Source organism: Caballeronia udeis (assembly GCF_001544555.2).
Classification (GTDB): Bacteria; Pseudomonadota; Gammaproteobacteria; order Burkholderiales; family Burkholderiaceae; genus Caballeronia; species Caballeronia udeis.
In genome coordinates, this window is record NZ_FCOK02000007.1 from 13,389 (window position 1) to 34,401 (window position 21,013).

The window sequence follows — 21,013 nt, forward strand, 5'->3', positions numbered from 1 at the left end:
TCATTTCAATGGTTCAAGCGTGCCGAGCAACGTGGGAATCAACTCGCTGACGGTCGGATGAATATGCATCGCGCGCTGCAGCGTGGTGTACGGCACATCGGCATTCATGATGTCGATGAACGTATGGATGGCCTCATCAGCCTCAATGCCGAGCATGGCCGCGCCGAGGATCTTCTTCGTTTCTGCGTCGACCAGCACCTTCATGAACCCGTCCGTCTCGCCGCGCTCGCGAGCCCGGCCAACGCGCGACATCGGCATGGTGGCGATCAGCGCGCGCCGCCCGTCCCTGCGTACTTCCGCCTCGCTCATCCCCACGCGCGCCAACGGCGGATCGATGAAAACGGCGTAGCACATGATGCGCGAATCCACGCTGCGCGCCTCCCCGTCCACCACATTCGACGCGATGATTTCATAGTCGTTGTACGACGTATGCGTGAATGCACCGCGTCCGTTGACATCGCCAAGCGCCCAGACGCCTTCGGCCCGGGTGCGAAGCTCTCCGTCCACATCGATCAGACCATGCTTGTTCAACACGATGCCCGCGTGCTCCAGACCGAGGTCGTCCGTGTTCGGTGTGCGTCCCGTTGCAAACAGCAAATGCGACGCTTCGATGCTTTTCTGGTCCTGCATGGGGTCCTGCATCTGTTCCCTCAGCGCGATCCGAATCCCCTTGCCTGCCGGTTCGAGTTTCGACGCCTCGGTGTTGAACAGAAATTCCACACCCTCCCGCGACATGATCTTCTGGACCTGTTCAGCGAAGTCCTTGTCCTCACGCGCCAGCACACGGTCCCCCCTGACGAGTACCGTCACGCGGCTGCCGAAACGCCGGAACATCTGCGCAAATTCGAGCGCGATATAACTTCCGCCGACAATCGCCAGATGCTCCGGCAACTCGGTCAATTCGAGGATGGTGGAATTCGTAAGATGTGAAACGCCGGCCAGCCCGTCGACGTCCGGCACGGTTGCACGCGTGCCGGTATTGATGAAGATCGCGTCCGCGTCGAGCGCCTGTTGCTGGCCGTCGGGGCCTGTCACGCTGATCGAATGCGGACCCGTAAAACGGCCGTGACCGTTGAACACGACCACGCCCGGCGTGCTGCGCAACCACTTCTCCACGCCGTCGCGTGACTGCGCGATCACGCGGTCCTTGCGCGCCTTGACCTGCGCCAGATCCACCCGCACGTCCCCTTCCACGATCACCCCGTAGTCGCCTGCATGACGTGCCACGTGCGCGGCGCGCGCGCTCGCCACGTAGGTCTTGGTCGGCGTGCAGCCCACGTTCACACACGTGCCGCCGAACAGATGCCGTTCAATCACGGCGGTCCGCCGGCCGCTCTCGGCCAGCTTGACCGCGAGTGGGCCACCGCCTTGTCCGGTGCCAATCACGATAGCGTCGAAGTGCTGTGACATGCGAGTCTCCCTGGTGAAATATCAGGCCAGATCAAAGCGGATCAGTGAACAAACGTGGCGTTTTCGCATGGTAGCTCGCCATGGACCATCCCGCTGCGCGAATACACCTGCCTTTCAGTGCGTTTTTCGCATGCGCGGGTCGAGTTTTAATCGCTTGTGGCCGACTGTCGCGCCGATAAAACTACCGCCATTCACGTCGCGGACCGCCGCGGCACTACACCTTTCCTGGCAATCACGATGCGCACTTACCGTAATTTCATCGATGGCCGTTTTGTCGAGCCGCAATCCGACTCGTTCGCCGATGTCGATAACCCCGCCACCTCGGCGGTCATCGCGCGCGTCACGCTGGCGTCGCAGGACGACGCCCTGAGCGCGGTGGCAGCCGCTTCGCGTGCCCAGAAGACGTGGCGAGCGCTGACCGCGATTGAGCGCGCAGAGCATCTGCGCCGTTTCGCCGATGCCATCGTCGAGCGTGCCCCGAAGATTGGCGCGGCGCTCGCGCTGGAGTCCGGCAAGAGCGTAGCCGATTCGGAGAACGAAGCCCGCTACGCCGCCGACATCACGCGTTACCACGCGGAATGGGCCCGCCGGATTGAAGGCGAAGTCATTCCCAGCGATACCGCGAACGAAAACCTCGTGCTGCATCGTGAACCGATTGGCGTGGTGGCCTGCCTGATCCCGTTCAACTACCCCGTGTATACCCTGCTGCGCAAGGTCGCGCCCGCGTTGATCACGGGTAATACGGTGGTTGTTCGTCCGAGCAACAACACGCCGGCGTCGGCATTTGAAATTGCCGAAGCCGCCCAGCAAGCCGGCTTGCCCGCGGGCGTCTTCAACGTGCTTGCAATGGACCATGCCACCGCCGGGGCGGTCTGCACCCATCCGGCAGTGGGCATGATCACGCTGACCGGCAGTGTCAACGCCGGGCGCATCGTGCTGGACTATTGCAAGGCGAACATCGCCAAGCCTTCGCTCGAACTGGGCGGCAAGGCGCCCGCGATCATCGAGCCCGATGCGGATCTTGAAGCGGCAGCGAGCGCCGTCGTGGCGTCGAAGACAACACATTGCGGGCAGTTATGCACGGCCATGGAACGCGTCTACGTCCACGCCAGCGTGCATGACCGTTTCGTCGAACTGTTGCGCACGAAGATGCATACAGTGAGTTTCGGCGATCGCGCGCAAGATGCCTCGAAGATGGGTCCGCTGGTCAGCCGCTCGGCCCAACGCAACATTCACGCAATGGTTGAACGCGCCGTTGCCGAAGGCGCGACTATCGCAACCGGCGGCGTGTTGCCCGAAGGCCCCGGCTATTTCTACCCGGCGACGCTGCTGGTCAATTGCCGCCATGACATGGAAATCGTGCGCGAGGAAATCTTCGGGCCGGTGCTGCCGGTGATCTCATACGACACGCTCGACGAAGCCCTCGCCATGGCAAACGATCATCAGTATGGCTTGTCTTCCGTGCTGTACACCGAGAACTATCGTACCGCGATGCGCGTGGCCAACGAGATCGAAGCCGGCGAGCTGTATGTGAACCGCACGCCTGCCGACCCGTACCAGGGCTTTCACGCAGGCTGGAAACGCTCGGGCCTCGGCGGCGATGACGGCAAGCACGGCATGCTCGAATTCACGCAGACGCGTCTTGTCATCATGAAGTACTGAGCCTGCGACACTTCAACCCTCACACGAACATTTATAAAAGCGGCGTTCATTGCGAGCAGCCGTAGGAGACTTATTATGGAAAAAACACTGACCGGCATCACCCCGCCAATCGCCGATACAACACGCGCGCAGCGATACATGCAGCTTATGCTGCTGGTGATTGCCGCGGGCGCGATCTATCCGCTGCTGTATTTGCGTCAGGTCTACCAGACGCCAATGCTTGAGTTCTTTCACATCGACAATAGCCAGCTTGGTTATTTGTATTCGATACTCGGCACCGTTTTCCTGATCAGCTATCTGCCGAGCGGCTGGCTTGCCGACCGTATCGCGCCGCGTTTCCTGATCTGCTTTTCTCTGATTGCAACCGGCGGACTTGGGCTCGTCTATTCGACCGCACCGAGCTTCCCCGTTTTGCTCGCCGTGTTCTGCTGCTGGGGTCTGACGACGGGCCTGACCTTCTGGGCCTCCATCCTGAAGCGCGTGAAGACCATTGCCGCACACGACGAACAAGGCCGGTTCTTCGGCCTGCTCGACGGCGGACGCGGTTTGATCGAGGCGTTGCTTGCAACTGTCGCGCTGGTTATCTTCGCGACCGCCACGGAAAAGCACGGCCTGCCGACAAACATCGGCTTCAAATACGTCGTCTACTTGTATTCGGCCGTCTGTATTGCGTTGGGATTGTTGATGGCGCTGGTAAAAGAACCGCCCGCCACGCAGCAGGAGCAAGAACAGGCAGTGGAGAATCGCAAGGGGCACCACACGCTGTGGGGCGATCTCCTCACGCTGATGCGTATTCCGCAACTGTGGCTGATGGCAGCCATCGTGTTCTGCGGTTATCAGATCTTCTGGGCCACTTACAGCTTCTCGGCTTACCTGCAAGTCGGCGACCTGAAGATGAGCGTGGTCATGGCCGGTACGCTCACCACCCTCAAGCTCTGGATGCGCCCGATTGGCGGCATTGGCGGCGGTTATCTTGGCGATCGTTTCTCCACGCTCGGCGTGTTGACCAGCGCACTGTTTCTCGCGGCGCTCGGATTGGTTGCATTGGTTGTGCTGCCCACGCTTGGCCATATCGATCCGCGTGCCGGCGTTGCGATGATCGCGGTGGTGGTGCTGGTGATCGGTATCCTGACGTACGCCATTCGCGGACTCTACTGGTCGCTGCTCGACGAATGCGGCATTCCGTTGCGTATCACGGGCCTCGCCATTGGCCTCGTTTCGCTGGTCGGTTATTCGCCCGACGTGTTCCTGCCGCTCGTGAACGGCTGGACTACTGAGCATTTCCCGGGCCTCCTCGGCTACCAGTTCTACTTCTCTTACATCGCTGCGATCAGCGTGATTGGCGGCATCGCCGCACTCGCACTCAAGCGCATGCGCACGACTGTTGCAAAGGACGCCCTCCAATGAAAATCGTCTCTCTCGAAACGCATTTCGTCGCTGTGCCGCCGCCGCACCTGGGCGGCATGTACTGGATCTTCGTGAAGCTGAAAACCGCTTGCGGCATTGAAGGCGTGGGCGAAATTTATTCAGCGACGTTCCATCCGAAAGCGATGGCGCACATTATCGACGACGTATTCGGACGTTACCTGCAAGACCACGATCCGCACCACGTGGAGCGTTTTTTCCGCGAAGCGTATTCGAGCGGCTTCACGCAACGCCCCGACCTCACGATGATGGGCGTGGTCAGCGGGCTTGAGATGGCGTGCTGGGACATCATTGGCAAGGCGGCGGACAAGCCGGTGTATGAGCTGCTGGGTGGCCTGGTCAACGAACGGCTGCGCTCATATACGTATCTTTACCCGAAGAATGCCGCAGGCGAATACGACTACGACGACGTCGATCTCGCCGCTGAATGTGCGGTGCAGAATGCGGATCGCGGTTTCACCGCGGTCAAGTTCGACCCCGCCGGCCCGTACACCGCGTACTCGGGTCACCAGCTTTCGCTCGACGTACTGGAACGCTGCGAGACCTTCTGCAAGCGCATCCGCGAAGCTGTTGGCAACCGATGCGACCTGCTGTTCGGCACGCACGGGCAGATGGTGCCCTCGTCCGCCATCCGCCTCGCGCAACGCCTCGAAAAGTACGACCCGCTGTGGTTCGAAGAGCCCGTCCCGCCCGGCCAGGAAGAGGCCATGGCGCAAGTCTCGCGACATACCAGCATCCCTATCGCGGCGGGTGAACGGCTGACGACCAAGTACGAGTTCTTCAAGCTGTTGCAAGCGGGCGCGGCGTCCATTTTGCAATTGAACGTAGCGCGCTGCGGTGGCTTGCTCGAAGGCAAGAAGATCGCTGCGCTCGCCGAAGTTTATTACGCGCAGATCGCCCCCCATTTGTACAACGGGCCCATTGGGGCCGCTGCGAGCATCCAGCTTGCCGCCTGTACTCCCAACTTCCTGATCCAGGAAAGCATCGGCACGTGGGACGGTTTTCACGCGGAGATTCTCAAGACGCCGATTCAATGGGAAGACGGTTACATCGTGCCGTCCAAGGCGCCGGGATTGGGCGTGGAATTGAACATGGACGTGGTACGTGCCCATTCTCCTTACACCGGCGAACGTCTGCACCTGCAGATGGCGTCCAGGCCTGCCGATGTCCGGGATTCCTCTCCGGCCAAAGGCTGAGGCCGAGTACATAACATGACTTACAAGCCATGACTTACGACTACATCATCGTCGGCGCAGGATCGGCCGGCTGCATTCTCGCCGAGCGGCTGTCAGCTTCCGGACAATACTCTGTGCTGGTGCTCGAAGCGGGCGGCAAGGCCGACTCGTTCTGGTTCAGGATTCCAGTCGGGTTTGCCAAGACCTACTACGATCCGGGCTGCAACTGGATGTATTACACCGAGCCGGAAGCGGAGTTGGCGGACCGGAAGATCTACGCGCCGCGCGGCAAAGTACAGGGCGGGTCCAGCTCCATCAACGCGATGATCTACGTGCGCGGCGCGCCGCGCGATTTCGACGACTGGGCCGTCGCGGGCAACGCGGGCTGGTCGTATAAGGACGTGCTGCCGTTTTTCCGCAAGCTGGAAACCCACGCTGCCGGCGACACCACGGTGCATGGTGCGAGCGGCCCGATCCACGTGACGTCGATGAAACGCGGCATCCACGCCATCACACGTCACTTCCTCGATGCCTGCAATGAAATGGGCATTCCGCGCAACGACGACTTCAACGGCTCGAAGATCGAAGGCGCCGGCGTCTACGATGTGAACACGCACAAGGGTCAACGGGCGTCGAGCAACGTGGCGTATCTGGAACCGGCGTTGAAACGCTCGAACGTACATATCGAACATCACGCGCTGACTTCGCGTGTGCTGTTCGACGGACTGCGCGCGACAGGGGTCGAGGTATCGCAGAACGGTGTCAAGCGAACGTTCCATGCCAGACGTGAAGTGCTTTTATGCGCGGGTGCGGTCGACACGCCAAAGCTGCTGCAACTCTCGGGCATCGGCCCGAAGGACCTGCTCGCACGTCACGGGATTCCCCTCGTGCATGCGCTTCCTGCTGTCGGCCAGAACCTGCAGGATCATCTCTGCGCGAGCTACTACTATCGCGCGAACATGCCTACGCTGAACGGCGATTTCGGTTCGCTTCTCGGCAAGCTGAAACTGGGTCTGCAGTACCTGCTGACACGCAAGGGTCCGCTTGCCATGAGCGTGAACCAGGCCGGTGGATTCTTCAGCATGGACCCGGCCAGCCCGCTTGCGAACCTGCAGCTCTATTTCAATCCGTTGTCGTACCGGATTCCGAAATCGAACCGCTCGCAACTCACGCCCGAACCGTATCCCGGCTTCCTGCTCGCGTTCAATCCGTGCCGCCCGACGAGTCGCGGATCGATCGAGATCGCATCGCCGGATGCGAAGGACGCCGCGTTGATTCACGCCAACTACCTGACGACGCAAAAGGACATTGACGAAGTGATCCAGGGCAGCCGGCTGATCCGCTCGATCATGCAGGCCCCGGCGTTGCGCGCGGTCACGGTGGAAGAAACGCTGCCGGGCGCGTCAGTCGTGCCCGATGGCGACGACGCGGCCATGCTGCAGTATTTCCGCGAGAACAGCGGCTCGATCTACCACCTGTGCGGTTCGTGCGCGATGGGTCCGGACCCGCAGACTGCGGTAGTGGATGAGCGTCTGCGCGTGCATGGCATCGAAGCCTTGCGTATTGTCGATGCGTCCATTTTCCCGAACGTCACGTCCGGCAACATCAATGCCCCCGTGATGATGGTGGCGGAAAAAGGCGCGCAAATGATTCTCGCCGATGCCGCTGAACCCACCTTCGTTCAACGCGAAGCGCTTGCCGCCGCTTCGGCCTGAAGCCACTGCTGGAATAGCCGCTGCGTCCCGCTTGCGCGCTGCTCGGGACGCAGCACGAACCAGTACGATTGCCGCCCTTCCACCTCCACGTCCAGCACTTGCCGCAATTGCCCCGACGCCAGTTCGGCCGCGATCATGTGGCGATCGGCAATGGTGATGCCCATGCCGTCAATGGCAGCTCGTATCGATAAATCGAGCAGGTCGAATTCGTGGCCGTTGTCCGTGTCCACGCCTTCTATACGCGCGGCGTCCAGCCAGTGCTGCCACGTCAGGTACCGCTGATCCTCGCCCGATAGAACATGCAGCAAGGTGAAGCGGTTCAGCTCCACCGGCACGTCCACTCCCTCACGATCGAGCAATGCAGGCGACGCCACTGCAATGTGGCGTTCGTGCATCAGCAGGGTACTTTCGAGGTTGTTCCATTCGCCATCGCCGAAACGCACCGCGCAATCGAGCCGGTTCGAATCCGCGATGCCGTCGTTCGCGCGCGTAGTGATGCTCAGGTCCAGTTGCGGAAACGCTTCGCGCAAGCGCCCGAGGCGCGGCACCAGCCAGCGTGCGGCAAAGGTCGGCGGGACGTTGATGCGCAGGCGGTTGACGTCGTTTTTCTGGCTGATCGCGCGGACTGTCAGTTCGATCTTGTCGAAGGATTGCTGCAGCGCACGCAGCAGCACGCGGCCGCTGGGCGTGAGGACGAGATGCTGGTGACGGCGCGAAAACAGCGCCTCGCCGAGCTGCTCCTCCAGTTGCCGGACCTGCCGGCTGACCGCGCTCTGCGTGACGTTCAGCAGCTCGGCTGCACGGGTGAAGCTGCCGGTGGTACCAGCCGCCTCGAAGGCTTTGAGCGCATTCAGCGCGGGCATTTTACGTTTCACGATGATCTGGACGGTTCGTTTGGCTCGCGACGTGCCGGCGTGCAGCGAGCGGGTGCGCGCGATTCTACTTAGCCGGCAGCCCGGACTGTGATCAATGATGGTTCCGTCACCGGGTTGGCGCCCTGCAGGCGCATCATTGTGCCCGAGCCAGGGCATGACGCGGCAAGCTGGTACGCGCGAGTTGACGGGTAAAGCCTGGTGCGTAGCGCGCAGCGAAACCCGGTCATCAACGTCGATCGTATGCGAGTCCCCCGCTGATGCCTTAAAACCGCGCTGGCAGGCTGGGTGGCATGCCCCTTGCTCCTGAACGCGTACGCTGCATCCACCTCAGGCTCTCATGACCGAAACGATATGGTTTCTCGTCGTTGGCGGTGTGCTCATTTTCATGGGGCTTGCCAGCTCGACGTTCAAGCAACTGCCGATCAGCAGCGCCATGGTGTATCTGGCCATCGGTTTCGGCATAGGCCCGTTCGGCATCGGCCTGCTGAAGCTCGATCTGCTGGGCGACGCCGCCTTGCTGCGCCGGATTACCGAGGTCGCCATGCTCGTGTCGCTGTTCGCGATCGGACTGCGCCTGCGCGTGCCGCCCACCGACCGCATCTGGCTCCTGCCCGTGCGCCTTGGCCTGGTCGCGATGGTGGCGACAGTCGCCATCATGACGCTGGCGGGAGTCTATCTGCTGCACATGAGCTGGGGACCCGCGCTGCTGATTGCCGCCATGCTCGCCCCCACCGATCCCGTACTCGCCCACGACGTGCAAGTCCAGGTTCCAGGGGACGTCGACCTGCTGCGCTTCTCGCTCACAGGCGAAGGCGGACTGAACGACGGTATCGCCCTGCCGTTCGCGTTGCTGGGCATCGCGGTATGCAACTACGAGGCATCGCCGCGGCAGGCGCTGAGCTGGCATTTCGCCAGCGATGCCCTCTGGGGTGTCGCCGGTGCATTGGCCGTGGGCTGGCTGCTGGGAGACCTTGCCGTGCGGTTGATTGCGTGGCTGCGCAGTCGCCATGGCCTGGCTCTCGGGCCCGAAGGTTTTTATGCGCTGGGCTTGATCGCGCTCGCGTACGGGGTGGCCGAATTGATCCATACGTATGCGTTCCTCTCCGTGTTCGCAGCGGGTCTGGCAATGCGGCGCGTCGAACAGAAAGCGAGCGGTGACAAGTCGGCGCATGAAGCGGTGGGCCTCATCGATACGGAAGACGTCGGCGCAACCGCCTCCGATCCCGATCGCGCCCATGCGTTTGTCGCGGAACGGGTACTCGGTTTCACGATCGAGCTCGAGCGAATCGCGGAAGTTGCGGTCATGCTGATGGTGGGCAGCGCGCTTGCCAACGTTTGGGACCAGCTGTTTACATGGCAAGGCGCCGCCGTGGTCGGGCTGTTGTTCTTCGTGGCGCGGCCGGTGTCGGTGCAGGCTTCGTTGCTGGGGTCATCGGCGACGCGTTCGCAACGGCTGCTCACCAGTTGGTTCGGGATTCGCGGCGTCGGGTCGTTTTATTACCTGATGTACGCGCTTGAGCACGCGCCTCGCAGCGCCGCGGAACCGCTTGCACCGCTGGTGCTGGGGGTAATCGCGGCGTCGGTAATCCTGCATGGCATTACGTCGACGCCGCTGATGAATCGATATAGCGAGTAGTTTGTCAGTGTGCCGCTCCCGGGCAAACAACTACCCGCGCAGGGTCAGGCAGCCTGGAGTTGCCGGACAACGCCCAGCGTGCTCGCTCCTTCGTACAACTGTCCAAACCGGTTCGCGAGGAACGCTTCCAGCGGCACCTGTTCCTGACGGATAAAACCACTCTGTGGCAACACGCCTTCACGGAACAGATCCAGTTCCGCGCAGATCGCACCCGCGGTCGTGATCTGGATCGCGCTCATTTCCACGCCGCATACGTTCTTGGCGAAAATCTTGCGCGGGAAAACATCCTGCACAAGGCGCCCGTCGCGCATACCCGTTGCCGTGACGAATACCAGCACCACGTCCTGCGCCGTCGCCGGCACAGCGCGCCGCAACATCGCCTTCAATCCGTCCCGATCACTCGACATGCGCAAGTCGTCGAGCAGGAACTTCATCAGCTCGCGATGCCCCGGATAACGCACCGACTTGTAATCCAGCGTCTCCACCTTGCCGGCCAGCGTCTCGCACAACGTGCCGAGCCCACCGGACGTATTGAACGCCTCGTACTCCGTACCATCGAGCGAAAAATGCTCCAGCCCTTCCAGCGGCTGCACCCATTGCGTACTGCCGTCGCGGATCGCCTCGCACGGCTGGCAATACTCGTTGATCAACCCATCGATGCTCCAGGTCAGGTTGTATTTCAACGCGTTGGTCGGGAATTCAGGCAACGCGCCAACCCGCATCTTGACCTCGCGCACCTCGGCGAAGCGCTTGGCCAGGTCATGCGCCACGATGCCGATGAACCCCGGCGCCAGGCCGCATTGCGGCATGAACGCATGGCTCGAGTCGTCGGCAATCGCGCGGATCGCATGCGTCGCCCGCACGTCTTCAGTCAAGTCGAAGTAATGCACGCCGGCCGCTTTCGCCGCCGTCGCCACGGTCACGGCGAGGTAATACGGCATTGCATTGAGGAGCGCGTCGAAACCCTGGAGCGCGAAACGCAGCGCATTGGCATCGGCGGAATCGACATGGCGGGTGGAAATACCCTGCACTTCAAGCAACTCGAGCGCATGGGCGTCGCGGTCAAAAACGACCACGTCATAATCGCCGGTTTCACGCAGCAAATGAGCAATGCTCTGGCCAATCAGGCCGGCGCCGATGAGGGCTATTTTCATGTTTATCTCCTTGATGGGCGGTCAATGGGCAAATCTCCGACCACCAGTTTAGGAGCGCATGAATATTGATAAAAGACGCAAAATGATGCGGATCGACCATCAGTTTCGACGTTTTGACGATTATTTACGACAAATTGCATGAAATCGCTCAGCCACGCCTGACGAAGGGGTTTCTTAACCCAAGCCGCCGCGATCCACCTTGCGGGCAAGAATGATCGATGTCGTCGTGCGTTCAACGCCTTCCAGGCCACCGATTTCATCGAGCAGATCGTTCAGCCGGTCCGGGGAATCCGCTCGCAGCCACGCAACATAGTCGAACTCGCCGCTCACGGCGCAGAGCAGTTGCATCTCGGGCATCCTGGCGAAGCGCTTCTGCACGTCGCGGCCATACTTCGGCGCCAGTTTGATGCCCACGTAGGCCTGGATGCTGGCGTCGAGCACGTCTTGTCCCAGCCGCACGCCATACCCTGCTATCACGCCGGTCTTTTCAAGCCGCGCAAGCCGCGCGATCACCGTCGTGCGCGCAACGCCGAGCTGACGCGCAAGCTCGGACACACTTTCCCGGGCGTTCTCCTGCAAGGACGCGACGAGGTTCCGGTCGATGTCATCGAGCTGATCGAGGCGCGGCGGTCGCATAAAGCGTGATCCTTTTGTTTGGTTTTGTCTAAATCGGTGAAAGTGCTGCATGCAGTCATGCACGACTTCATGTACGACATCCTGAATCAGGCAAAAGCTTGAAACAGAAAGACATTAAAACACGGCAACATCAAACTGCGTCCGCCCTTGCTTGTTGGTTAAACTCCTACCCCTGCGAACCCGGCTTGCTCTCTCAACACGTTTTTTTCGCAGACGTATCGGTTGTAAGCAGTTGTGGCAACCAAAGCAACGGCACGCGCTAACGTGATATTAATAGCGCCGTCGGCCAAACATCACACGTTATCTTTTCGTGTATTGCTTGCCCCTTCTTAATGGACCCAAGGTGTCACTCATGAAAAAAACATTCGTTGCACTGGCTGCCTCGCTGGCCCTTTCCACGGCATTCGCCCAATCGTCGGCTCCGGCAGCACCTGCTGCGCCAGCAGGCGCATCGGCACCGGCCATGGCACACGCCCAGGAACGTGAGGCGCGCGTTGAGCAGCGCATTTCGGAACTGCATGCCAAGCTCAAGATCACCCCGGCCCAGGACGAGCAATGGAACAAGTTTGCCGACGTCATGCGCGACAACGGCCACACCATGGGTGAGCTGTACCGTCAACGCATGGCGCTGAGCGACAACACGAGCGCGCTCGACGACATGAAGCAGTACGAGCAGATCACCCAGGCGCACGCGGACGGCACGAAGCGTCTGGTCGAGGCCTTCGAACCGCTGTATGCAAGCCTTTCACCCGAGCAGAAGAAACTCGCCGACGCAAGCTTCCACCAGTCAGGCAAGCGGGGCGAGCACAAGGGACGTGAGCCGCATCGCAAGGCGCCGGCAACCGCAGCGGCTGATGGCGCTTCGACCACAAAGCCTTGAGCCTTGCGGTAACGGCTTGATCTGAAGACTGGACTGCACGCGGGTTTTCCAGTTAAAACCCGTGAAAAAGCGCTCGCATCGTGGTTTCGATGCGAGCGCTTTCACATTGCGGTATGCACAACAGGGAGCTTGGCGTTACGATCGCGGATTATTCACGTTTCAGTGTTTCCATGACATCCGCATGACACCAATCACCCTCGCCCATCTCGACCTTACCGCTGACCCCGCCGCGCATCGCGTGGTGAAAGACGAAACCGTCGCGGTCCAGTTTGCTGAAGAACCGGGCTCGCTGATGAGCCTGGAAGGTCCGAACCGCTACGCGCCCGGCGATGCGTTGATCACCGGCGCGACCGGCGAGCGCTGGGTGGTATCGCGGGATCGGTTCGATGCAAAGTACGCCGCGCACGACGGTCTTACTCATGGTCATCCCGGGACATACCGCAACGTGCCGGTCGCGGTCCTCGCCAAGCAAATGCACGAAGCGTTTTCAATCGCGCGTTCGGAAGCCGGCGATGTGCTTCACGGCGAAGCGGGCGACTGGGTCATGCAATACGCGCCGGGAGACTATGGAGTAGTCAAGGCCGCCCGTTTCGCCAAGGTTTATAAGCGCGTTTTATAGTCTCCATAGCCTCACCAAGGCCGGGCACTCTGTGCGCGCCAGACGTGACGCTTACGCAAAATCCTCGCCTATATCGATCTCGACCGTGCGCGGCACCGTTTCCCCGGCTGCGTACATCTCCTCGAGCGAGCCCAGCGTGGCTTCCACATAGGCACGCAGCACCGCATAGCTGCGCGCGTGCAGACGCGGCGGCATCGCCCTGTAACGTGCGAGTGCGGCGGGATCGAAGCGGATATCAATCGCTATACGGCGCGCCGTCGCCCCGAAGCGCATCGCCACGTAGTGAATCACGAGTGAGAGCTGGCCGTCGTCGCCGGGGCGCTCGGCGAATTGCGTCTGCTCCGGGAACAGGTCGTTGACCACGCGCGCCAGCAATTCGATATCGGCACTCGGGCAGTCGTATTGATATTCGTCGTCCATCTCAGTCTCCGGCTTCTGCACGCGCCGTACGCGCCGCTCGATTCGCGGCTGCCGCCACGCCCAGGAAATAGCGCCGCAGCGCACGCATCACGATCAGGCCGAACACGAGATACACCGCGTCGGCGGCAAGCAGCGGAATCAACTGCGCCTGATACAGCGCAACCGGCAACGCGATCAGCGCGTGCGCAACGATCATGAACGGCAGCGTAAAGCGGAAACGTTCACGCAGCATGTGCCACATTCCCACCGACAAGCCCACCTGGAACACGAATGCGGCGGCCCGCTCGACCAGGAACAACGCGGCGGATTCCGGCGCGAGACTGCCGAGCACGGCGTGCAGCCGCAGCAGCGACTCGGCCGGGACGCTCGTGAAGTACTGATCGAGCATGCCGCGATCGGCGAGCAGCGCGTAGAGGATCCACTGCAGTTGCACCAGCACGCCGACAAGCCAGGCCTCCGCGCCGCCGTGGCCGATTCCATAACCCAGCGCCGTGCCCGGGCGCTCCAACGAAGTGGGATCGCGCTTGATCAACCACTTCATGCCGGCATAGCGCCCGACCTCCTCGCAAATACCCGTCGCAAGCGCGCCGTAGATCACGAAAATGGCCGGATTCATCAGCAGACCGACGGTCGTCGCATTGCTCAGCACGAGCCCGTGCAAGCCACGTTCGATCACCATCGAAAACAGTGCGAAGACCGCGATTCCGACAATCGCGTCACGCCGCTCGAAACCAAACCGGGGTTTCGTCTTGCGATACAGCCAGATGGGCAACGCGGCAATCAGCAGCGTCGCGAGGGTGAGACAGACCAGCGTCAAGGCACTTACCATTAATTAAATTTCCTCAAGAACTATGTGCCGCCATGATTCGTTGGTGACGACGCCATTGCAGACGTCGATGCCCGCACGACCAGTTCGCCCGGCAGCAGGCATTCTCGCGCCGCCACGACCGCACCTTCAATGCGCTCGTGCAGGAACTCGACGGCGCGCTCGCCTATGCTATAGGTCGGCTGCCGCACGGTCGTCATTCCGGCCAGCTCGGCCCACTCGGAGTCGTCGATACTCATTAGCGCCACCCGCCGCTGCCAGTCGACGCCATGACGATCCTTCAGGTGCAGCGCAACCCGCAATGCGACCGGCGCGTTCGCCGCGAACAGCGCTATGCGGCGGTTCTGCCGTTGGGCGGCGTCGATGCGCGCATCGATTTCAACAAGGGTTTCGTCATTATCCAGATCGAGCACGATCGTGGCGCCGGAGACTCTGGAAACGCCGAGCGCGCCGATAGTGTCACGAAATGCCGCTTCGCGCATGCGCCGCGAGCTGACCTGCGCGTACGGCTGGACGACAAACAGCAGTTCATCGAAACCCTGGCTGACGAGATGGCGGATCGCCATCCGCACCGCTTCGGTATTGTCCAGACCGACCATGTCGGTGACGAGCCCTTCGACTGCACGATCCACCAGCACGACCGGCACACCGCCGCGAGTGAGCGATTCCAGCGTATCCTCCTTCACGCCGAGCGCATTCACAATCACGCCCTCCACACGATACGTGGTCAGCAGTTGCAGGTATCGACGCTCCAGGTCGACCTCGTTCGCCGCGTGGCAGATCAGCGGCATATAACCATACGCGTGACAGGCTGCTTCCACGCCCTGCAGCACCTCGACGGAGTACGGATTCGTGAGGTCCGCGACCAGCATCCCGACCAGCCGGTTGCGCCCGCGTTTCAACCCGCGCGCCATCTGGTTGGGGCGGTAATCGAGCTTCGCGATCGCCTCTTCTATACGCTCGCGCAATTCTGTCGACAACACCCCCGTCTCGCCGTTCAGATAGCGCGAAATGCTGGTCTTGCCGGTGCCAGCTTCGCGCGCGACGTCGGTGATGGTCGCGCGCCGGTCATTCGAAAAATTGTCTCTGGCCATGTTCTCGTTTGACACCCGATAAAAACAAAGCGCGCCAGGGCGCGCTTAGTCCTTTGCAGCAAGCTTCTCGTCAAGCCGCTCAGCGCTTCAATGCTTCCGGATTCACCATGTTGTTCGTCAGCGTGCCATTCAACGCACCGATCAGGTTCTCCGCGGCGTTCTTGTTCATCGCGTGGCGGGTTTCGTGCGTGGCCGAGCCAATATGCGGCAGCGCCACCACGTTCTTCATCTTGAGCAACGGCGAGTCGGCGGGCAGCGGTTCCTTGACGAACACATCGAGGCCCGCGCCCAGGATCGTACCGTCCTGCAACGCTTGAATCAGCGCATCTTCATCCACCGTCGGTCCGCGCGATGCGTTGATCAGGATCGCACTACGCTTCATTTTTTTCAGTTGCACGGCGCCGATCAGGTTGTGCGTCTCGGCGGTCAGCGGAACTTGCAGGAGCACGAAATCGGAGGTCTCCAGCAACTCGTCGAGGTCGACTTTCTTCGCGCCGTAGTCCCGTTCAGCCTGCGCATTCGGGCTGCGGTTGGTGTACAGCACGTTCATCCTGAAGCCTAGCGACGCGCGCCGCGCTACCGCACCGCCAATGCGCCCCAGCCCGATGATACCGAGCGTCTTGCCCTGAACATCAACGCCAAAATACTCTTCGCCGATACTCTTCGTCCACTGGCCCGCCTTCACCCACTCTGCAAGTTCCACCACGCGGCGCGCGCTCGCAAGGATCAACGCGAAAACCGTATCCGCCGTGGATTCCGTCAGCACGTCCGGCGTGTTCGTGAGCAAGATGCCGCGGCGGTTCAGGTCGGCGATATCGAAGGCATCGAAACCAACGGAAACCGTCGCCAGCGCCTTCAGCTTCGTCGCCCCTTCGAGCATGGCCGGCGTGATCTGCGTGCTCGCGCCGATCGCGCCATCCGCATCCTTCAACGCTGCAACAAACGCGTCGTGCTGCTTCGGGTCGACGGTCGTGACGTCCGCGTGTTCCTGGAGATACGCAAGCACGTCCGCCGGCAACGACTTATACGCGACGATTTTCCTTTTCATCGAAACAGGTCCTGTGGGATCAAGATAGGTTGGTGTCTCAAGCACGTGTAGCCAGTTTAGCGGCGGCTGCGACGGGCTGCGGTTTCACGACCAGCGTCAGTATGACGGCCGCCACCAGAGCAGCGCTCATGAACACATACGACGCCGCCGGCGAGCCCGTCGCGCCGTTCAGGTACCCGACCACATACGAACCGACAAACGATCCGAGCGCACCCATGCTGTTGATCAACGCCATGGCGCCGCCCGCCACGTTCTTCGGCAACAACTCAGGCACGATCGCGAAGAACGGGCCGTACGGCGCATACATGGCCGCACCCGCAATAACGAGCAGCGCATAGGAGCCCCAGAAACTCGTCGATCCAAGCAGGTACGATCCCGCGAAGGCGAATGCGCCGATCAGCAGGAACGGCCACACGAACAACTTGCGGCGCTCGAGTTTGTCCGACGCCCACGACGCCGCGATCATCGCAATGGTCGCGGCGAGATATGGCACGGCCGACAACCACCCCGTCTCGACCATGCCGAACGTGGACGCGTTCTTGAGGATCGACGGCAGCCACAACACGAAGCCGTACACGCCGATGCTCCAGCAGAAATACTGCGCGGACAGCTTGATCACCGCGGCGGATTTAAACGCCTCGCCATAGTTCTTGACCGGTTTGATCGCCGCTTGTTCCGCGCGCAGCGTGTTGTCCAGATCGCGCTTTTCCTGGTCGGACAACCACTTAACCTGCGCCGGCTTGTCCTGCACGATGAACCACCAGATCACCGCCCAGATAATGGCCGGCGCGCCCTCCACCACGAACATGTGGCGCCAGCCGAATGAATTGATTAGGTAACCCGATACCACCGACATCCACAACACCGTCACCGGATTGCCCAGGATCAGGAAGGTGTTGGCGCGCGAGCGCTCGGATTTCGTGAACCAGTTGGAGATGAAGATCAGCATCGCGGGCATCACGGCCGCTTCCACGACACCGAGCATGAAACGCAGCACCATCAGCGAGGGGATGTTGGTGACCACGCCGGTCAGCGCGGCGCAGCCGCCCCACAGGATCAGGCTCACGAACACGAGCTTCTTCACACTGCGACGCTCGGCGTAGATCGCGCCGGGAATCTGGAAGAAGAAATAGCCGAGGAAAAACAACGCGCCGATCAGCGACGCCAGCCCCTTGCTGATACCGAGATCGTGATTGATACCGGCCGCCGAAGCGAAGCCGAAGTTCGCACGGTCGAGATACGCGAGGCTGTACGTGATGAACACGATCGGCATGATCGTCCACCAGCGGCGCACCGCGAGCTTGACTGTACTGGTATTGGCACTGGCTGGTTGCATGATTGTCTCCGTCCTTGGCTCTTTGCTCTATGAAGCGGCTATGAAGCGCCCTTATAAGGCGACGTTGGCTGCTGCCGCGCCGCTGGCTTGCGTCCCGTTGCCGCCCGCTTGTTCCAGCGCATCGAGTTCGGCGCGGGTCGGGAGACCTTCGCTATCGCCAATCACCTGGATCGCCAGAGCGCCGATGCGGTTCCCGCGTGTCAGTGCGTGTCGCACGTCGCGCCCTTCCAGCAGCGCGCTCACTATGCCGACGGCGAAACCATCTCCCGCGCCGACCGTATCGACGACATTTTTCACGGGGATCGCCGGCACCGTGCCTTCGTCCTTGTCCGCGGTCCGGAAGTACGCGCCATGCGCCCCGAGCTTGACCACCACGCCCTTCGCGCCCTGATCCAGATAGAACTGCGCAATGTCCTCGGGCTTCGTGAAACCCGTCAGGATCTTGCCTTCGCTGACGCCCGGCATCACCCAGTCTGCCAGCGCCGCCAGCGCGTTCAGCGACTCCGCCATCGCTTCGCGCGACGGCCACAGCGTGGGACGCAGGTTCGGATCGAAGGAGATGGTCTTGCCCGCCTTGCGCATCTCCCGCGCCATGTGGAACCCGAGCTCACGCGAGGTCGCCGAAATGGCCGGTGCGACGCCCGTCAGATGCAGGTGGCGCGCACCCAGCACATAGTCCGCCACGTAGTCGTCGAGCGACAAATGGCTTGCCGCCGACCCTTTGCGGAAATACTCGATCGCCGGATCGCTGCCGTCATCATTCTTCGATTTGAGCTGGAAAGCGGTCGGATAACGCTCGTCGATGGTCACGCAACCCGCGTCGATTCCTTCCTGCGCGAGCACGTCGAGTACGTACCGGCCGAACGAATCCTTGCCTACGCGGCTCATCCAGCCGACCCGGAAACCGAGCCGCGACAAACCGATCGCAACGTTCAGGTCCGCGCCGGCCACGCGCTTGGTGAACTGGCCGACCTTCGCGAGATCGCCGGTCTCGGCGGCGACGAACATCGTCATGGCTTCGCCGTAGGTCACGACATCGAGAGAGGTTTTCATAAGCGGTCCTTCGTCATTCATTGAGGGGTGTGCAGGCAAATTTTCAAGCCAATGCAAGTTGTCTGACGTAGCGCGCAGCATCGGCCGCGAGATTGTCCTGGTCGAATGGAAATTCGATACCGCGCGGAACATCGGCCGGCAGAGACGCCAGCAACGCGGCGAAGTGCGCGTCGTCGGTTGCGGGGGCCGTCGCGAAACGTCGCGCGCCTTCACCCTGCACCGCTTTGCAATGCACGTAACCCACGTATTTGGCCAGGCGCCTCGCGGCTTCCAGCGGATCCTGCTGCGCCCATTGCCAGTTGCCGGTGTCGAAGGTCATCGAGAGCGTGTGCGAGCGGTTTTCCAATGCTTCGAACAAAGTGGAGAACGCATCGATCGTGCCGCCCGCTTTCAGCTGGCCGTTCTCGACGACAACCTGCGCTTTGGAATTTCGGATACCGGCGATCAGGCGATCGAGTGTCGCGGAATCCGTCGCCGTGCCGGCGCTTTCTGACCCGCCGAGCTGGAATTTGACGATACGCGCACCAAGCGCAGCAGCTTCGTCCAGTGTCTCCTCTATCGCGCACTCGTCGAGGGCGCCGGTATCGTCGAAAAGGGTCGCGGGGGTGGAATAAACGGGCCAGATGCCGGCCGACCGGATTCGCTGACCGAGTTCGTACAAGGAAGCGGGCTGCGATTGAGTCTCTCTGGAGAACAATTCGCGGCGGACTTCGAAACCGGCCGCGCCTGCTTTTGCTGCGACTTCGCCCCAAGCCGCGTGGCCGTCGCGGCGGATCATTTCCGCGCCAAATGCACTCGCCACGATCACCACGGAGACAGCCGCATCAGCTCGGGTATTTTTGATCAGATTTCCAGAATTGCCGTGTTCCACAGCGGAATTTACCTTTAACCGGCCAATGGAACCGGTTCCAAGAACAAATTTCAAAAAAGACGCGTGTCGCGTCTGAGTGTTTCGGCATGATGCGCCCGAGGGGTCCGGGCGCGCTATTCTGGAATTCCCTAGGGCGTCTTCTTCTCGCCCCGAAACCACGCTGTCAAACTCGCTGCAAACCGCTTTCAAGCCTATTTTTCAGCCCCATCCGCCACGCACAGCGCGTAAAACCGCGCCGCTGCCCGCGACGCCGCCGCTCCATGCGGCATTAGGATCGAAAACCGCCGCGTCAGCGGTTCCGGCGCGATTCGCAAACGCTGCAACGCGCCGTCCTCATGGCGCATCGACATCGCCGACACAAAACCAATTCCCATTCCCGCTCGCACCGCTTCCTTCACGCCTTCCACGCCCGCGATTTCCAGCGCGACCCTCATCTGCACACCTGCCCGCGCGCACGCGCGTTCGACCAACTGGCGCACGCCCGACCCGCCTTCGCGCAGGACCAGCGAATGGGCGCACACCGCTTCCAGGGTCACCCCGCCCGAGGCGGCCGCCAGCGGATGCCCGCGCGGCGCAATTGCCACGATTTCGTCCTCGCGCCACGGCGTGGCTTCAGTTCCGGGCGGCAGATCGGCGCCCACCGGCCCTTCGATCATCGCGATATCCAGTGAACTCAGTGCAGCGACAATCTCGGCCGTATTACCGTCGATCGTGTGAACCGCCACATCCGGATGCTGCCGATGAAACTCCGCGATCAGGTACGGCAACAGGTAACTCGCGGGCGTCGTGCTCGCGCCAATCCTCAACGTGCCGCGCTCGAGCCCCCGCAGCGCATTCCGGTACGCATGCGCCTGCCCGACGGTCTCCCGAATCCGCGTGGCATAAACCGCGAGCTGTTCGCCGGCGGCGGTCAGCCGAATGCCGCGGCCATCGCGCTGATACAAAGGCTCGCCGAATTCGTCCTGCAATTGGCGCAATTGCCCCGATACAGCCGGCTGCGACAAATGCAGCGCAAGTGCTGCCCGGCTGATGTTCGCGTGCTCGGCGACAGTGGCGAAAGTTATAAGCTGGTCTGCGGTCATAGTGGTTCAACTATCGGCTGAGCGGATAGTTTACATCCTAAATGACAATTTTTCATATCGTTATATCGAGAATAGGATTAGCCACGTCAAATCGAA

19 protein-coding genes are annotated in these 21,013 nt (G+C 61.4%); 7 read left to right on the top strand and 12 right to left on the bottom strand.

Features of this window, described 5'->3' with window-relative positions; all coding sequences use genetic code 11:
* On the bottom strand, positions 1-1,410 hold the full coding sequence (locus AWB69_RS07300; RefSeq protein WP_062083780.1) for an FAD-containing oxidoreductase: 1,410 nt from the start codon (positions 1,408-1,410) through the stop codon (positions 1-3).
* Positions 1,411-1,647: 237 nt separating this feature from the next.
* Between AWB69_RS07300 and aldA the strand changes: the two genes are divergently transcribed.
* From aldA to AWB69_RS07320, 4 genes are all read left to right on the top strand, one after another.
* Complete coding sequence (aldA, locus tag AWB69_RS07305) at positions 1,648-3,072, top strand: aldehyde dehydrogenase (RefSeq protein ID WP_062083782.1); 1,425 nt, start codon at positions 1,648-1,650, stop codon at positions 3,070-3,072.
* Positions 3,073-3,147: 75 nt separating this feature from the next.
* Entirely contained in the window at positions 3,148-4,479 is a 1,332-nt protein-coding gene (locus AWB69_RS07310) for an MFS transporter (protein ID WP_062083785.1), read from the top strand.
* Positions 4,476-5,693, top strand: a complete 1,218-nt coding sequence (locus AWB69_RS07315; RefSeq protein ID WP_062083787.1) for a mandelate racemase/muconate lactonizing enzyme family protein — start codon at positions 4,476-4,478, stop codon at positions 5,691-5,693. The genes AWB69_RS07310 and AWB69_RS07315 overlap by 4 nt, the downstream gene beginning before the upstream one ends.
* Positions 5,694-5,722: 29 nt before the next feature.
* The gene (locus tag AWB69_RS07320) at positions 5,723-7,387 is read left to right on the top strand and encodes a GMC family oxidoreductase (RefSeq protein WP_062083789.1); all 1,665 of its coding nucleotides are present in this window, start codon (positions 5,723-5,725) and stop codon (positions 7,385-7,387) included.
* On the opposite strand, the gene AWB69_RS07325 is transcribed toward AWB69_RS07320, so the two are convergent.
* Positions 7,354-8,250, bottom strand: coding sequence for a LysR substrate-binding domain-containing protein (locus AWB69_RS07325; RefSeq protein ID WP_197500196.1), 897 nt, complete (start codon positions 8,248-8,250; stop codon positions 7,354-7,356). The two genes, AWB69_RS07320 and AWB69_RS07325, sit on opposite strands and share 34 nt — an antisense overlap.
* Before the next feature lie 349 nt (positions 8,251-8,599).
* On the opposite strand from AWB69_RS07325, the gene AWB69_RS07330 reads away from it, so the two are divergent.
* Complete coding sequence (locus AWB69_RS07330) at positions 8,600-9,898, top strand: cation:proton antiporter (RefSeq protein ID WP_062083792.1); 1,299 nt, start codon at positions 8,600-8,602, stop codon at positions 9,896-9,898.
* A gap of 44 nt (positions 9,899-9,942) precedes the next feature.
* On the opposite strand, the gene AWB69_RS07335 is transcribed toward AWB69_RS07330, so the two are convergent.
* Both AWB69_RS07335 and AWB69_RS07340 read right to left on the bottom strand, forming a co-directional pair.
* A complete protein-coding gene (locus AWB69_RS07335; protein ID WP_062083794.1) occupies positions 9,943-11,052 on the bottom strand; it encodes a saccharopine dehydrogenase family protein in 1,110 nt (369 codons plus the stop codon).
* Between the two features lie 174 nt (positions 11,053-11,226).
* Entirely contained in the window at positions 11,227-11,688 is a 462-nt protein-coding gene (locus AWB69_RS07340) for an Lrp/AsnC family transcriptional regulator (protein WP_062083796.1), read from the bottom strand.
* Between the two features lie 352 nt (positions 11,689-12,040).
* Here AWB69_RS07340 and AWB69_RS07345 point away from each other — a divergent pair, with 352 nt between their 5' ends.
* A complete protein-coding gene (locus tag AWB69_RS07345; protein ID WP_062083798.1) occupies positions 12,041-12,568 on the top strand; it encodes a Spy/CpxP family protein refolding chaperone in 528 nt (175 codons plus the stop codon).
* Between the two features lie 181 nt (positions 12,569-12,749).
* The gene (locus AWB69_RS07350) at positions 12,750-13,187 is read left to right on the top strand and encodes a PGDYG domain-containing protein (protein ID WP_062084054.1); all 438 of its coding nucleotides are present in this window, start codon (positions 12,750-12,752) and stop codon (positions 13,185-13,187) included.
* 51 nt (positions 13,188-13,238) lie between these two features.
* On the opposite strand, the gene AWB69_RS07355 is transcribed toward AWB69_RS07350, so the two are convergent.
* The 8 genes from AWB69_RS07355 to AWB69_RS07390 form a co-directional block, all read right to left on the bottom strand.
* Positions 13,239-13,607: a DUF3022 domain-containing protein gene (locus AWB69_RS07355; protein WP_062083800.1), complete on the bottom strand. Its 369-nt coding sequence runs from the start codon at positions 13,605-13,607 to the stop codon at positions 13,239-13,241.
* A 1-nt stretch (position 13,608) separates the two neighbouring features.
* A complete protein-coding gene (locus AWB69_RS07360) occupies positions 13,609-14,436 on the bottom strand; it encodes a YhfC family intramembrane metalloprotease (RefSeq protein ID WP_062083802.1) in 828 nt (275 codons plus the stop codon).
* Between the two features lie 20 nt (positions 14,437-14,456).
* Positions 14,457-15,527: a LacI family DNA-binding transcriptional regulator gene (locus AWB69_RS07365; RefSeq protein ID WP_062083804.1), complete on the bottom strand. Its 1,071-nt coding sequence runs from the start codon at positions 15,525-15,527 to the stop codon at positions 14,457-14,459.
* A gap of 79 nt (positions 15,528-15,606) precedes the next feature.
* Positions 15,607-16,575 (bottom strand): NAD(P)-dependent oxidoreductase, encoded by a 969-nt coding sequence (locus AWB69_RS07370; RefSeq protein WP_062083807.1) that lies wholly within the window; start codon positions 16,573-16,575, stop codon positions 15,607-15,609.
* Positions 16,576-16,612: 37 nt separating this feature from the next.
* Positions 16,613-17,911 (bottom strand): MFS transporter, encoded by a 1,299-nt coding sequence (locus AWB69_RS07375; RefSeq protein ID WP_062083809.1) that lies wholly within the window; start codon positions 17,909-17,911, stop codon positions 16,613-16,615.
* A gap of 51 nt (positions 17,912-17,962) precedes the next feature.
* Positions 17,963-18,964 carry a sugar kinase gene (locus AWB69_RS07380; protein WP_062084056.1) on the bottom strand — a complete coding sequence of 334 codons (1,002 nt, stop codon included), beginning with the start codon at positions 18,962-18,964 and terminating at the stop codon, positions 17,963-17,965.
* A gap of 43 nt (positions 18,965-19,007) precedes the next feature.
* On the bottom strand, positions 19,008-19,742 hold the full coding sequence (locus AWB69_RS07385) for a sugar phosphate isomerase/epimerase family protein (RefSeq protein ID WP_062084059.1): 735 nt from the start codon (positions 19,740-19,742) through the stop codon (positions 19,008-19,010).
* 284 nt (positions 19,743-20,026) lie between these two features.
* On the bottom strand, positions 20,027-20,917 hold the full coding sequence (locus tag AWB69_RS07390; protein ID WP_062083811.1) for a LysR substrate-binding domain-containing protein: 891 nt from the start codon (positions 20,915-20,917) through the stop codon (positions 20,027-20,029).
* Positions 20,918-21,013: the final 96 nt, after the last annotated feature.

Excerpts from the sequence above, each read along its gene's own strand:
- AWB69_RS07370 (WP_062083807.1), bottom strand. The coding sequence starts at position 16,575 with ATGAAAAGGAAAATCGTCGCGTATAAGTCGTTGCCGGCGGACGTGCTT.
- AWB69_RS07310 (WP_062083785.1), top strand. The coding sequence starts at position 3,148 with ATGGAAAAAACACTGACCGGCATCACCCCGCCAATCGCCGATACAACA.
- AWB69_RS07320 (WP_062083789.1), top strand. The coding sequence starts at position 5,723 with ATGACTTACGACTACATCATCGTCGGCGCAGGATCGGCCGGCTGCATT.
- aldA (WP_062083782.1), top strand. The coding sequence starts at position 1,648 with ATGCGCACTTACCGTAATTTCATCGATGGCCGTTTTGTCGAGCCGCAA.
- AWB69_RS07355 (WP_062083800.1), bottom strand. The coding sequence starts at position 13,607 with ATGGACGACGAATATCAATACGACTGCCCGAGTGCCGATATCGAATTG.
- AWB69_RS07385 (WP_062084059.1), bottom strand. The coding sequence starts at position 19,742 with ATGATCCGCCGCGACGGCCACGCGGCTTGGGGCGAAGTCGCAGCAAAA.
- AWB69_RS07390 (WP_062083811.1), bottom strand. The coding sequence starts at position 20,917 with ATGACCGCAGACCAGCTTATAACTTTCGCCACTGTCGCCGAGCACGCG.
- AWB69_RS07330 (WP_062083792.1), top strand. The coding sequence starts at position 8,600 with ATGACCGAAACGATATGGTTTCTCGTCGTTGGCGGTGTGCTCATTTTC.
- AWB69_RS07325 (WP_197500196.1), bottom strand. The coding sequence starts at position 8,250 with ATGCCCGCGCTGAATGCGCTCAAAGCCTTCGAGGCGGCTGGTACCACC.
- AWB69_RS07345 (WP_062083798.1), top strand. The coding sequence starts at position 12,041 with ATGAAAAAAACATTCGTTGCACTGGCTGCCTCGCTGGCCCTTTCCACG.
- AWB69_RS07335 (WP_062083794.1), bottom strand. The coding sequence starts at position 11,052 with ATGAAAATAGCCCTCATCGGCGCCGGCCTGATTGGCCAGAGCATTGCT.
- AWB69_RS07300 (WP_062083780.1), bottom strand. The coding sequence starts at position 1,410 with ATGTCACAGCACTTCGACGCTATCGTGATTGGCACCGGACAAGGCGGT.
- AWB69_RS07360 (WP_062083802.1), bottom strand. The coding sequence starts at position 14,436 with ATGGTAAGTGCCTTGACGCTGGTCTGTCTCACCCTCGCGACGCTGCTG.
- AWB69_RS07350 (WP_062084054.1), top strand. The coding sequence starts at position 12,750 with ATGACACCAATCACCCTCGCCCATCTCGACCTTACCGCTGACCCCGCC.
- AWB69_RS07375 (WP_062083809.1), bottom strand. The coding sequence starts at position 17,911 with ATGCAACCAGCCAGTGCCAATACCAGTACAGTCAAGCTCGCGGTGCGC.
- AWB69_RS07340 (WP_062083796.1), bottom strand. The coding sequence starts at position 11,688 with ATGCGACCGCCGCGCCTCGATCAGCTCGATGACATCGACCGGAACCTC.
- AWB69_RS07315 (WP_062083787.1), top strand. The coding sequence starts at position 4,476 with ATGAAAATCGTCTCTCTCGAAACGCATTTCGTCGCTGTGCCGCCGCCG.
- AWB69_RS07380 (WP_062084056.1), bottom strand. The coding sequence starts at position 18,964 with ATGAAAACCTCTCTCGATGTCGTGACCTACGGCGAAGCCATGACGATG.
- AWB69_RS07365 (WP_062083804.1), bottom strand. The coding sequence starts at position 15,527 with ATGGCCAGAGACAATTTTTCGAATGACCGGCGCGCGACCATCACCGAC.